This window comes from Hyphomicrobium sp. 2TAF46 (genome assembly GCF_052114865.1).
Classification (GTDB): domain Bacteria; phylum Pseudomonadota; class Alphaproteobacteria; order Rhizobiales; family Hyphomicrobiaceae; genus Hyphomicrobium_B.
This window is the reverse complement of sequence record NZ_JBFRFO010000004.1, coordinates 22,305-35,105: the sequence shown is the minus strand read 5'-3', so window position 1 is coordinate 35,105 and position 12,801 is coordinate 22,305. Positions and strand designations below refer to the sequence as shown.

Below are 12,801 nucleotides of genomic sequence, written 5' to 3'. Positions count from 1 at the left end.
CCGTTCGATTCGACTTGATTGAGCCCGTTCGATATTTGAACGGCACAGTTTCCCACCTGGAAGAGCTCATCGATGAAAATGAAGAACGTCGTCATGGTTTGCGCCGCAGCCGTTGCTGGCTTGAGCATTGCGCCGAAGCTCTTCAGTCCAACCGAAGTCTCCTTCGCCCAGGAAAAACTGCCACCGCCCTCGCGCGAGGCCACGCAGTATTCCTTCGCCCCGATCGTGAAGAAGGCCGCGCCGGCCGTCGTCAACGTCTACGTTCGAACGCGCGTTCAGACATTCGACTCCCCGTTCGCCAACGATCCGTTTTTCCGCCAGTTCTTTGGCCGCGCGCTCGGCCGCCCATCGGAACGGGTGATGAGCTCTCTCGGCTCCGGCGTCATCGTCAGTCCTGACGGCCTGATTGTTACGAACACCCACGTGATCAAGGGCGGCGGCGATACGGCGATCCGCGTCGCGCTTTCCGACAAGCGCGAATTCGACGCGAAGGTCATTGCGCAGGATGAAAAGGCCGACATTGCCGTGCTGAAGATCGACGGCGCCAGCGCGGAGAGTTTTCCCTATCTGCGGTTCGACGATTCCGACAGCCTCGAGGTCGGCGACCTCGTGCTTGCCATCGGCAATCCGTTCGGCGTCGGACAGACCGTGACGAGCGGCATCGTCTCCGCCTTGTCGCGCTCCGAGGTCGGACAATCCGACAGCCAAGTCTTTATTCAGACCGATGCCGCGATCAACCCCGGCAACTCCGGCGGCGCGCTCGTCGATATGACCGGCCGTCTCGTCGGCATCAACACGATGATTTACTCGCAGTCCGGCGGCTCCGTCGGCATCGGCTTCGCGATCCCCTCGAACCTCGTTCGTATCTATGCCGAAAGCGCAGCCGGCGGGCGGAAAGTCGAAAGGCCCTGGATCGGCGCCAAGCTCGAAGCCATGTCGCACGATATCGCGGAAGGCCTCGGTCTCAACCGCGTGTCGGGCGCAGTCGTAACGCGCCTCTACGACAAGGGACCGGCGGCGGCCGCGGGCCTCCAGGCGGGCGATGTCATCACCCATGTCGATGGCGTCGAAGTGATCGACGCACGCGCGGTCTACTATCGCCTGACGACGAAAGGCATCGGCCAGACCGTTCGCTTGACCGTTCTTCGCAGCAATAAGCCGGTCGATGTTAATCTGCCCCTCGTCGGCGCGCCGAAGCCCGGCAAGGACGACGCGAAAAATCTGTCGGGCAATCATCCCCTCGACGGCGCGAGAATTTCAAACATCCTGCCATCGGTCGCCGATGAATTCGGATTGGATCAGACCGACGGCGTCGTCGTCACATCCGTGCGAGACGGGTCCACGGCCCAGACGTTCGGCTTCCAGCCGGGCGATGTCATCGCCGCGATCGGCAAAAACCAGATCGCGGGCGTCGACGATGCCGAGAAGGCCCTCGCGAACCGCCAGCGGCTATGGCAGATCTCGGTCAGGCGTGGCGGACGTGTTCTGCAACTCCAGGTCCCAGGCTGAACGGCAATCTTTCGCCGTTAACCGTGATGCACGACGGGGGCGCCTTGTCGATAAGCTGACAAATTCATGGCCGAGGGTCGTTCCGCGGCTTCGCCGCCGCTATAGCGTAAGTGTGCGTCATGGAGTTCGCCGATGTCCGATAATCGTGGTGTGCTGATCATTGGCGAAGGCGCCGTATTGAAGGGCGAGGTCAAGGACGGCCGCAAAGTCGAGATTTGGGGCTACGTCGAGGGCAAGGTTTCCGCGTCCGAAGTCCTCGTCCAGGAAGGCGGACAACTCTTCGGAACCGTCAACTCCAGCACCGCTGAAATCCGCGGGCAGGTCCAGGGCGACGTGCGCGTGCAGCAACTCATCCAGATCAAGAGCACAGGCCACGCGGCGGGCAAGATAAAATACGGCCGCTTGTCGATGGAGGAGGGCGGCGAATTATCGGCGCATGTCCGCAACATCCCGCCGGCGATCAGCGGCGATCTCGATTTGACGGTTCAGAAAGGACGCTCGGTCCGCATCACCACGGCCGACTTGAATGCCGTGGATCCGGACGACAAGCCCGAGGATTTGCACTTTCAGATCTCGAACGCCGCCGGCGGCTACATCGCGCTTGCAAGCGCCCCGAAGCACCCGGTCTCGTCGTTTTCCCAGGCCGATATCGAGAAGGGCACCGTTTATTTTGCTCACGACGGCTCGGACGCGCAGAAGGCCCGGTTCGATGTTCAGGTCACGGATCTCTCCGGCGCCAATTCCGGCCCTGCCAAGACGGTCAACGTCGCGGTTCGGAACTAGCCGGTTCGCGATCCTCGGGCTCGCCTTACGGACGAGCATGGAATGAGCGCGCGATATGTCATTCTGTCGGGCTGCTCCGGCGGCGGAAAGTCGACGCTCCTCGCCGAGCTTCGACGGCGAGGCTACAACGCCGTCGATGAACCCGGCCGGCGCGTGATCAAAGCCGAAATCGACGGCGGGAGACGAGCGCTTCCTTGGGTCGACCTCGCGGCGTTCGCGCGGCGCGCGATCGAAATCTCCATCGAGGATCGTAACGCGGCAGCAGACCTACCGGGTTGGGTGTTCTTCGACCGCGGCCTCGTCGACGCCGCCAGTGCATTGGAGCATGCAACCGGCGAGTCTGCACTGGAACGGCTCGGATGGCTGCACCGCTACAATCCGACAGTCTTCCTTACTCCGCCTTGGCCCGAAATCTATGTCCCCGACTCCGAGCGTAAGCATGACTTCAAGGCTGCAATATCCGAGTACGAGCGGCTTGTGCAAACGTATCCGGCGTTAGGCTATCGAGTGGTTGTGCTTCCGAAGATGAGCGTCGAGAGGCGGGCTGACCTTGTTTTGGCCGAACTGGGAACGGCATTCACCTGAAACCGGCCCTCGCTCAGGCCCGGCAAGAAAGGTGGAAGAGACAGCTTTGCCATTTGGACGGCGGCCGCTGAGCCTTATATAACCCCGGCATGGCCAATCTCTTCGAAGCTGCCGGACTGGAGAAAAGCGCACCGCGTCCGCTTGCCGACCGGCTGCGCCCGAAAACGCTCGCCGAGGTCGTCGGCCAGGACCATATCGTCGGACCCGACGGCACGCTGACGCGCATGTTGAAGAACGGCCGTGTCCCAAGTCTCATCTTCTGGGGACCTCCGGGCTCGGGGAAGACGACAATCGCCCGCCTTCTCGCCAACGAAACGAAGCTCGCCTTCGAGCAGCTCTCCGCCATATTCTCCGGTGTCGCAGATCTGCGCAAAGCCTTCGATCGCGCCAAGATGATGCGCGAGCAGGGCAAAGGCACGCTGCTTTTCATCGACGAGATCCATCGTTTCAACCGGTCGCAGCAGGATAGCTTCCTGCCGTACATGGAAGACGGCACGATCACCCTCGTCGGCGCGACGACCGAGAACCCGTCGTTCGAGCTCAACGCCGCCGTTCTTTCGCGCGCCAGCGTGCTGGTGCTGAACCGCCTCGATGACGCGAACCTTGAAACGATCCTGGCACGCGCCGAAACCGAGGTTGGCCGTCCGCTGCCTCTGACCGACGACGCCCGCACTGCGCTGAAGGGCATGGCCGATGGCGACGGCCGCGCCATTCTCAATCTCGTCGAGGACGTCTTCGCCGCCGCGCCGGCCAAGGCCAAGCCGCTCGATCGCGAAGCTCTGGTCAAGCTCGTGCAGCGCCGCGCGCCGCTCTACGACAAATCGCGCGAAGGCCATTACAATCTGATTTCTGCACTGCATAAAGCCGTCCGCGGCTCCGATCCTGACGCGGCGCTCTATTACTTCTGCCGCATGCTCGATGGTGGTGAGGACCGCCTCTTTCTCGCCCGGCGATTGGTGCGCATGGCGGTCGAAGACATCGGCCTTGCCGACCCGCAAGCGCTCGTCGTCTGTAACGCGGCGAAGGACGCTTTCGATTTTCTCGGAAGCCCCGAGGGCGAGCTGGCGCTGGCGGAAGCCGTCATCTATGTTGCGACGGCGCCGAAGTCGAACGCCAACTACGTCGCCTTCAAAGCCGCGATGCGGGCTGCGAAGGAGCACGGATCGCTGTCGCCGCCGAAGACGATCCTCAACGCACCGACGAAGTTGATGGAGGAGGAGGGCTACGGCTCCGACTACCTCTACGATCACGATCAGCCGGACGCATTCTCGGGCCAGAATTATTTTCCGGACGAATTCCGGAAACGCCCGCGATACTACGATCCGCCCGAGCGCGGCTTCGAGCGCGAAATCAAGAAGCGCCTGGACTACTGGGCGAAGCTCCGCGCCGAACGGAATAAATAATCACAAAGTCCGACCAAGCGTCCCATCGTACCGGCGATTTTTAAGTTTTGGTAAGTCCGTTAGCGGTCGAATTCCGCTACAAGCAAACGGCTGGCGAAATACGCCTGCAAATTTTCTATACTATACGTTCTGTGCTCCCTTTGCGTCTTCGCATTTTTCTGGATGGTCAAGATGGCTCAAGAAGATTCAACGTCCGCGTCGCAATCGCCGACGCCGACGCTACACCCGATTGCAATCACCGATCTCCGGCCAACTCAGATGACTGTCGGCATGCGAGAGGTCGAGCAAAAGCGCCAGGACTGGCGCGGCCTGGCGCCCACCAAGTCGGGCCAATTTCTCGGCCGTCACATGATCCCCGTCGTTCGCGGCCCGAAAGGCCGCTACTACGTGATCGATCATCACCATCTTGCGCGTGCGCTGTACGAGGAAAAAGTAGAGCAAATTCTCGTCTCGCCAGTCGCCGATCTCCGCGCCCTGGACAAGGATGAGTTCTGGACGTTCATGGACAATCGCAACTGGATGCATCCCTTCGATGCCGACGGACAGCGCCAACCCCGCACGTCTCTTCCCAAAAGCGTCGCCGATCTCGTAGACGATCCCTATCGCAGTCTGGCGGGCGAGTTACGGTTTGCGGGCGGATACGCCAAGGACACGACGCCCTTCAGCGAATTTGTCTGGGCTGACGCGTTGCGTCGCCGGATCGACGTCAAGACCGCTAAAAACGACTTCGAAACGGCACTGCAGAAAGCCCTCGACTTCGCCAAGAGTCCCGACGCCGGCTATCTGCCGGGTTGGTGCGGCCCGCACGCGAGAACGTAGACCAAGTCATGAAGTCAGAAACGGAGGCTAAGAAGGCCGTGGTTGCAGCCGAGCAGCACGTCGTCGAACGATTGAACTGGCTCCGCGCCGCCGTGCTCGGCGCAAACGACGGCATCCTCTCCACCGCGAGCTTGATAGCCGGCGTGGCCGCTGCCGATTCCTCGCCCAAATCCGTTATAATTGCGGGCATCGCCGGGCTCGTCGCGGGCGCGCTCTCGATGGCGGCCGGCGAATATGTATCCGTCAGCTCGCAGGCCGATGCCGAAGGGGCGGACCTCGCGCGCGAACGCAAGGAGCTTGTCGAGCAGCCGGAATTTGAACTGCAGGAACTCGCCGATATCTACACCAAGCGCGGTGTCGAGCCTTCGCTCGCACGCCAGGTTGCCAAGCAGCTCATGGCGAACGATGCCCTCGCCACCCACGCGCGGGAAGAACTTGGAATTTCAGAAATAACCAGCGCCCGCCCCATCACCGCTGCCCTTGCCTCGGCCGCGTCGTTCGCAGTTGGCGCTGCCGTGCCGCTGGTGGCCGCAATCGCGGCCTCCGGAGGCCACGTGACGCTGATTGTAACCGTCGCCTCGCTCATATGCCTTGCGGGTCTGGGCGCGCTCGGAGCCCGCGTTGGCGGTGCAAATGTTTGGCGTGCAATCGTGCGTGTCACGTTCTGGGGCGCCCTGGCGATGGCCGTCACGGCAGCTATCGGCCATCTTTCCGGGTATGCGGTTTAACTCCGTCGAGGATGCCGCTCTTCCTACCTGAAACTATCGGAGCTATACGGAACCTTACTTATCGTTGGGATTCCGCATGAGATTACTGCTTCTTGCTTCGGCGGGCGGTGCGATCGGCACCGGCTTTCGTTTTTTGATTAATCGGGTTTTCGCCCATGCGGGCCTGATCGAATTTCCGTGGGCAACGCTCACGATCAACGTACTCGGATCATTCCTCATGGGCGTGCTGATTGAAACGCTCGCGCTACGCTTCAATGCCTCCAACGAACTGCGAACCTTTTTCGCGACGGGCATCCTCGGCGGCTTCACAACATTCTCGGCATTCTCGCTCGAGTTCGCCACGCTCTATGAACGGGGCACTATGGTGGCGGCCTTCGGCTATGTGCTGGCATCTGTAATCTTGAGCTTGCTCGCGATCTTCGCTGGACTGTCCGCAATGCGCTGGGTGCTCGCATGACCACGGCATCTCCCAAAGTCGAGACGCTGCGCGTCGCCGACAGCGAAGACGATATGCGTCTCGATCGCTGGTTCCGCGTGCATTTCCCGGAAGTCGGCTACACGTATCTGCAAAAGCTCCTGCGCTCCGGCCAAATTCGCGTCGATTCCAAGCGCGCCCAAGCCAACGATCGCTTACGCGCCAAATCCGAGATCCGCGTTCCGGCGATCGTCCGTCAGCCGAAGAAAGCGGCGCCCGGATTGCAGGCGCCCCCCGGCGTCTCCAAGGGCGACCGTGACGCCATCGAGAAAATGATCCTGTTCGAGGACGAACATGTGCTCGTCCTCAACAAGCCGTTCGGCCTCGCCGTACAGGGCGGCACCGGCACGAAAAAGCACATCGATGGCATGCTCGAAGGCATGGCCGATCGTTTCGGCGGTGAACGCCCGCGCCTCGTTCATCGCCTCGACCGCGATACGACCGGTGTGCTGCTCGTCGCCAAAACCCGCGACGCCGCCGCGAAACTCGGCAAGACGTTTCAAACACGTTCCGCCGCAAAGACCTATTGGGCGCTCGTCAAAGGCGTGCCGAAGCCACCGCAAGGCAAGGTGGAGGCTGCGCTCGTCAAAGCCTCGGGTCCTGACGGCGACCGCGTGCGTAAGGCGAAGCCCGGCGAGCAGGACGTCGCCATGCACGCGACGACGCATTATTCCGTCATCGACCGCGTCGCGCACAAAGCAGCATGGGTATCGCTTAAGCCCGTAACGGGCCGCCAGCACCAGTTGCGTGCGCACATGCATCTCATCGGCCATCCGATCGTCGGCGACAACAAGTACGAGGGCGACGTGAACATGCCGGCCGAAAACATCGAGAAGAAGCTGCATCTCCACGCCCGCCGCCTCGTCATTCCGCACCCCAAGGGCGGTAAGACGATCGATGTCACCGCCCCGTTGCCGGCGCACATGCGGGGGACGTGGGAGCTTTTGGGCTTTGATGAAGAAAAGTTCGAGTAGTTTAAGGAAAATCCGAGACTTGCCGGTTGGTCCGGCCGCGTCAAACCGGGCTCTCGGCGGTGCGAGAGCCCGGTTTTGCATCGTCCTTCACGCGTGCTAAATACCCCGCATGAAGCTCGTTGTTTTCGATTGCGACGGCACGATCGTCGATAGCCAGGCTGGCATCGTGTTGTCGATGAATCACGCCTTTTCATCGCTGGGGCTGATTGCCCCGACACGCGCCGCGACGCTCTCGGTCGTGGGCTTGTCGCTGCCTGAGGCGTTTGCAGCTCTTGCGCCTGATCACGACCGCAAAATACGAGCCGAACTCGCCGAGCGCTACAAATCCGCCTTCCGCGAATTGAAGCACGACCCCTCGGAATCCGAGATCCTGTTCCCGAAGGCGAAGGAAACGATCGCCCACATTGCCTTGCGCGATGACCACCTCCTTGGCATCGCGACGGGCAAATCGCGCCGTGGCGTCGACCGGCTGTTCCAGCGCGAAGGCTGGCACGAGAGCTTCGCGACAATTCAAACAGCCGACGACCACCCCTCGAAGCCGCATCCTTCGATGCTTCTGCGCGCCATGCTCGAAACCGGCACGACGCCGGATCTGACCGTCATGGTCGGAGATACGACCTACGACATGGAGATGGCCCACGCTGCGGGCGTCGCGGCGATCGGCGTTGCATGGGGCTATCATGAAGTCGCCGCGCTGCAGGAAGCGGGCGCGCATCTGATCATCGAGCGTTTCGAGGATCTTCCCGAGGCAATCGATCGAGCCCTCGCCGTGGAAAGATGTGAAGCATGAGCATCGGTACTGGCAACGGCAACGGCAATGGCAACGCCGGTCCGGGTTCGGGCTCGGCGCGTCCGTCGGGTGGTCCTCGCAGTCCCATCACCGACAGCCTCGCAAAACCGCTTCCCAAACGCTTCTATAAGGACGTGACGGTCGGAGGCGCCGCGCCGTTTCAGATCCTTCTCGACGGCCGGCAAATCAAGACGCCGAAGAAGCGTCCGCTCGTGGTTCCGGCGCGTCCGCTGGCAGAGGCCATTGCCGAGGAGTGGCGGGCGCAGACGGACGTCATCAATCTTGCGAAGATGCCGTTGACGCGCTTCGCCAACACCGCGATCGATGCTGTGGCCGATACGCTCGATGCTGTTGCCGCTGATATCACCGCTTACGCAGGGAGCGATCTCGTTTGCTATCGCGCGGAGACGCCTCAGCAACTCGTGGAAAAGCAATCCGAGCACTGGGACCCGATCGTCGCCTGGGCGAACGAAACGCTCGACGCGCATTTTCAGGTCGTCACGGGCATCGTTCACGTGGCCCAGCCCGAAGCATCTCTCGTCGCGTTCTCGGAGGCTTTGCCCCGCGACGCGTTCCGGCTTTCGGCAATGCATGTCATCACCACGCTGACGGGATCGGCGTTGATCGCGTTGGCGTTGTTCCAGCAATGGCTGAGCCCCAAAGCCGCGTGGGAAGCCGCCCACGTCGACGAGGACTATCAGATCGCACTTTGGGGCGAGGACGCCGAAGCAGCCGCCCGGCGGCGCGGCCGTCATGCGGAATTCGACTCCGCCAACCGTTTCCTCGCGCTCGTCGCCCAGTCTGCCTAGGAGGTCTGCCTAGGAAGCTTGCCGCCGTAGCGGCGTCGAGCGGGTTGCCAGCACCTTGTCGATCCGCCTGCTGTCGAGATCGACCACCTCGAACCGCCAGCCGCTGATGTCGATGTATTCACCGGTCTTCGGAATGTGCTGCAGTTGGGCGAGCACGAAGCCGGCAACGGTCTCGTACGAACGGTTTTCCGGAAGCAGGATACCGATCTTGTCCGCCATCTCATCGACGGGCATGGCGCCCGACAGCAACCAGGAGCCGTCGTCGCGCTCGACCGCATAGGGCTCCAATCCTTCCGCGTCTGACTTGAAGACGCCAGCGATCGCCTCGAGAATATCGGCGGGCGTGACCAACCCTTCGAAATCCCCGTACTCGCCATGGATGAGAGCCATGGGAACTTCCGCATCGCGCAGCACCGACAAGACATCCAGCGCCGCGCTCGTCTCAGGGATCATCGGCGCCTTGCGGATGTAGGCCTGAACCTCGAACGGCTTGCCCGCAAGAAGCCCCGCCAACAGTTCGCGCGTCTGCACGACGCCGATCATTTTGTCGGGCGAGCCTTCGCCGGCGGGCAGGCGCGAATGCGGCGTCGAAATCAGCCGATCCTTGATGGCAGCCTCGGTCGCGGTGATATCGATCCAGTCGACATCGGTGCGCGGCGTCATCAGGCCGACGACGGCGCGGTCCGCAAGGCGCATGACGCCCGAGATGAGTTCGCCTTCGCCGCTCTCGAGCACACCCGCCGTTTCCGCCTCGGCGATGAGCGTTTTGATCTCTTCGTCGGTGACCTTGTTTTCACGCTCAGGCGACAGCCCGAGCAGGCGAAACACGAAACGCGTCGACGTGTCGAGCAACCAGACGACCGGTCTCGCAGCTTTGGCAAACCCGGTCATGATCGGCGCGACGGCGCACGCGATGCCCTCGGCGTTGCGCAACGCCAGCGTCTTCGGCACCAGCTCGCCAGCGATAACCGAGAGATAGGTGATGGTCGCGATAACCGCGCCGAAGCCCAGCGAATTCGCCACGGTCTCACTCAATCCGAGGCTCCGGAGGTATGCGGAAGCATATTCGCCGAAAGTCTCGCCTGAATAGGCGCCGTTGATGATGCCGATAAGCGTGATCCCGATCTGAACGGCCGATAGAAAGCGCCCAGGATCGGCAGAGAGGGCGATGGCGCTGTGGGCCCCAGGCCGGCCAGCGGCGGCCATCGCCTTGAGACGGGGGTGGCGGGCGGAGACAATCGCCAGCTCGGAAAGCGCGAAAAGGCCGTTAACGAGGATAAGGGCCAGGACGATGAGTAATTCGGTCACAAAGTTGTCGGCCGACGGACTGCGTCCAAGCCACTCCCAATTGTTGAAAGCGAAATCTATGGCCTCGCCGCCCTCAAATCAAGGGAGTGCCCAGAGGCGCCATTAATGGGCGTTTCGGTCAACATCGCGCCGTCGAGGCTTGCTCTTAGGCCGCCTTTCGAGAAAACTTGCGCAGTGATTCGGTTAAGGGTCAGTGCCCTATGCTCCATGCGCCGCGCATCCCAGAGCTCGCGCAACGCGACCGGTTCGTACGCCGCGCGGTCGCGGAAGGACGCGTGCTGACGCTCGCGGACGAAGAAAACGCCTCCGTGCCATCGCAGAAAGTTGCGGGCAGGACTGTACAACTCTTCTGGTCGAGCCCGCTCGAAGCCGAGCGCTGGGCCGAGGCATTGGCAGGCAATAGCGAGCTTCAGGATCTCTCGCTGGAAGTCTTCGCAACCGATATTCTGCCGGGCATCGCGAAGGCGAAAGGGTTCGCCGGCACGGATTGGGTTTCTGACCCCATCGAGGCCGAGATCGATCCGCGCGATCTTCTGATCCGGCTGCAGATCGAGGCCGTGCCCCCCTTTGCCGCCGCCGCTCGCGCGAAGGGCGAGGTCTATTTCGTCGGCGGGGAGGATAGCCCGCTGGTGACGCCGGGCGCTCAAAAGCCCCGGTCGGCGGACCGGCTGCACGTCTTTTCCGCCCGTGCCGACGCCGAAGCCCACATGAAAAAACTGGCCGGTAAGAAGGTCATCGCCGATCCGATCGCCGACTTCGTGGGGTCGACACTCCCCTGGGCGGCCGGAAAGGGACATGCGGTCGTGATCGAGCCGATCCGCGGCGCCGGTTTCGTTGAGGTAAAGACCGCCGATTTCGTGGCTCACCTCAGCAAAGAGGCTGCCGGCACCCCCTAAAACCGGCCATTTCCGCACCCAAGGCCGCCTCCCGCACCACCCTTCGCGCGTCGCGACAACTCATCGTTTGCGCTGTGAGGGAGCCATGCTAGAGAGCCGTTCCGGCACATTTTTCGAGCCAGCCAAGGGATTCCATGAAAGACATCATCGACGAGCTTGAGAAGCGTCGCGACAACGCCCGTCTCGGCGGCGGCCGCGCCCGGATCGACGCCCAGCACGCGAAGGGTAAGCTGACGGCGCGCGAACGCATCGAGCTCCTGATGGACGAAGGCTCGTTTGAAGAGTTCGACATGTACGTCGAGCACCGCTGCACCGACTTCGGCATGGAAAAGACGAAGGTTCCGGGAGACGGCGTCGTGACCGGCTGGGGCACGATCAACGGCCGCGTGGTCTACGTCTTCGCCAAGGACTTCACCGTGATGGGCGGCTCGCTTTCCGAGACGCACGCGAAGAAGATCACGAAGATCCAGGATATGGCGCTGAAGAACCGCGCCCCGATCATCGGTGTCTTCGACGCCGGCGGCGCCCGCATCCAGGAGGGTGTCGATGCTCTGGGCGGCTACGGCGAAGTATTCCAGCGGAACGTGCTGGCATCCGGCGTGATACCGCAGATCTCGGTCATCATGGGCCCGTGCGCGGGCGGCGACGTCTACTCGCCGGCAATGACCGACTTCATCTTCATGGTGAAGGATACGAGCTATATGTTTGTCACCGGCCCCGACGTCGTGAAGACCGTAACGAACGAAAACGTCACGGCGGAAGAGCTCGGCGGCGCCAAGGTGCACACGACGAAATCGTCGATCGCCGACAAAGCCTACGAGAACGATCTCGAAGCGCTGCTGCAGATGCGCCGGCTGATGGACTTCCTGCCCTCGAGCAACAAGGCGGGCGTTCCGGCTATTCCGAGCCACGACAGCCCGGACCGTATCGATCACTCGCTCGATACGATCATCCCGGACAATCCGAACAAGCCCTACGACATCAAGGAACTGATCCTGAAGGTCGTCGACGAAGCCGATTTCTTCGAAATTCAGGAAGCCTTCGCGAAGAACATCGTCACCGGCTTTGCGCGCATGGAAGGCTCGACAGTCGGCATCGTGGCAAACCAGCCGATGGTGCTCGCCGGCGTGCTCGACAGCGACGCCTCGCGGAAGGCCGCACGGTTCGTGCGCTTCTGCGATTGCTTCGACATTCCGATCGTGACGTTCGTTGACGTCCCGGGCTTCCTGCCGGGAACGGCGCAGGAATATGGCGGCTTGATCAAGCATGGCGCGAAGCTGTTGTTCGCCTACGCCGAAGCGACCGTGCCGAAGGTGACCGTCATCACCCGCAAGGCCTACGGCGGCGCCTACGACGTGATGAGTTCGAAGCATATCCGCGGCGACGTGAACTATGCCTGGCCCACCGCCGAGATCGCAGTGATGGGTGCGAAGGGCGCAGCGGAGATTCTCTATCGCTCCGAGCTGTCGGATCCCGTGAAGATCCAGACGCGCATCGATGAATACAAAAAGCGCTTCGCCAATCCCTTCGTTGCGGCCGAGCGCGGCTACATTGACGAAGTCATTACGCCGTCAGCAACGAGAAAGCGCCTTTGCCGCGCGCTCAACATGCTGCGCAACAAGACGCTCGAAAATCCCTGGAAGAAGCACGACAACATTCCTCTGTAGTCGTCGCTAAAGCTCTGACATCGAAAGCCATCCTCGGCGTACCGAGGATGGCTTT

The 12,801-nt window shown here is 62.0% G+C and carries 13 protein-coding genes; 12 read left to right on the top strand and 1 reads right to left on the bottom strand.

The genetic code is table 11. The annotated features are described in order from the left end of the window. Window positions 1-72 precede the first annotated feature (72 nt). The 10 genes from AB4Z24_RS09680 (at window position 73) to AB4Z24_RS09635 (ending at window position 8,875) form a co-directional block, all read left to right on the top strand. Window positions 73-1,509, top strand: a complete 1,437-nt coding sequence (locus AB4Z24_RS09680; protein ID WP_441707867.1) for a Do family serine endopeptidase — start codon at window positions 73-75, stop codon at window positions 1,507-1,509. A gap of 132 nt (window positions 1,510-1,641) precedes the next feature. Next, on the top strand, window positions 1,642-2,292 hold the full coding sequence (locus tag AB4Z24_RS09675) for a cadherin-like domain-containing protein (protein WP_441707865.1): 651 nt from the start codon (window positions 1,642-1,644) through the stop codon (window positions 2,290-2,292). A gap of 42 nt (window positions 2,293-2,334) precedes the next feature. Then, window positions 2,335-2,877 carry an AAA family ATPase gene (locus tag AB4Z24_RS09670; RefSeq protein ID WP_441707864.1) on the top strand — a complete coding sequence of 181 codons (543 nt, stop codon included), beginning with the start codon at window positions 2,335-2,337 and terminating at the stop codon, window positions 2,875-2,877. A gap of 89 nt (window positions 2,878-2,966) precedes the next feature. Then, the gene (locus AB4Z24_RS09665) at window positions 2,967-4,280 is read left to right on the top strand and encodes a replication-associated recombination protein A (protein ID WP_441707862.1); all 1,314 of its coding nucleotides are present in this window, start codon (window positions 2,967-2,969) and stop codon (window positions 4,278-4,280) included. 171 nt (window positions 4,281-4,451) lie between these two features. Continuing rightward, window positions 4,452-5,099, top strand: coding sequence for a ParB-like protein (locus tag AB4Z24_RS09660; RefSeq protein WP_441707860.1), 648 nt, complete (start codon window positions 4,452-4,454; stop codon window positions 5,097-5,099). Between the two features lie 8 nt (window positions 5,100-5,107). After that, a complete protein-coding gene (locus AB4Z24_RS09655) occupies window positions 5,108-5,827 on the top strand; it encodes a VIT1/CCC1 transporter family protein (protein ID WP_441707858.1) in 720 nt (239 codons plus the stop codon). 76 nt (window positions 5,828-5,903) lie between these two features. Continuing rightward, on the top strand, window positions 5,904-6,284 hold the full coding sequence (gene crcB / locus AB4Z24_RS09650) for a fluoride efflux transporter CrcB (RefSeq protein ID WP_441707856.1): 381 nt from the start codon (window positions 5,904-5,906) through the stop codon (window positions 6,282-6,284). Continuing rightward, entirely contained in the window at window positions 6,281-7,276 is a 996-nt protein-coding gene (locus AB4Z24_RS09645; protein WP_441707854.1) for an RluA family pseudouridine synthase, read from the top strand. The genes crcB and AB4Z24_RS09645 overlap by 4 nt, the downstream gene beginning before the upstream one ends. Before the next feature lie 109 nt (window positions 7,277-7,385). After that, window positions 7,386-8,066, top strand: a complete 681-nt coding sequence (locus AB4Z24_RS09640; protein ID WP_441707853.1) for an HAD-IA family hydrolase — start codon at window positions 7,386-7,388, stop codon at window positions 8,064-8,066. Next, window positions 8,063-8,875 (top strand): ATP12 family chaperone protein, encoded by an 813-nt coding sequence (locus AB4Z24_RS09635; RefSeq protein ID WP_441707851.1) that lies wholly within the window; start codon window positions 8,063-8,065, stop codon window positions 8,873-8,875. Before AB4Z24_RS09640 ends, AB4Z24_RS09635 begins: the two co-directional genes overlap by 4 nt. Before the next feature lie 9 nt (window positions 8,876-8,884). Here the strand turns inward: AB4Z24_RS09635 and AB4Z24_RS09630 are convergent, their stop codons facing one another. Next, complete coding sequence (locus tag AB4Z24_RS09630) at window positions 8,885-10,183, bottom strand: hemolysin family protein (RefSeq protein ID WP_441707849.1); 1,299 nt, start codon at window positions 10,181-10,183, stop codon at window positions 8,885-8,887. Between the two features lie 200 nt (window positions 10,184-10,383). Between AB4Z24_RS09630 and AB4Z24_RS09625 the strand changes: the two genes are divergently transcribed. Next, a complete protein-coding gene (locus tag AB4Z24_RS09625) occupies window positions 10,384-11,079 on the top strand; it encodes a DUF2750 domain-containing protein (RefSeq protein WP_441707847.1) in 696 nt (231 codons plus the stop codon). Between the two features lie 134 nt (window positions 11,080-11,213). Next, complete coding sequence (locus AB4Z24_RS09620) at window positions 11,214-12,746, top strand: acyl-CoA carboxylase subunit beta (RefSeq protein ID WP_441707845.1); 1,533 nt, start codon at window positions 11,214-11,216, stop codon at window positions 12,744-12,746. Window positions 12,747-12,801: the final 55 nt, after the last annotated feature.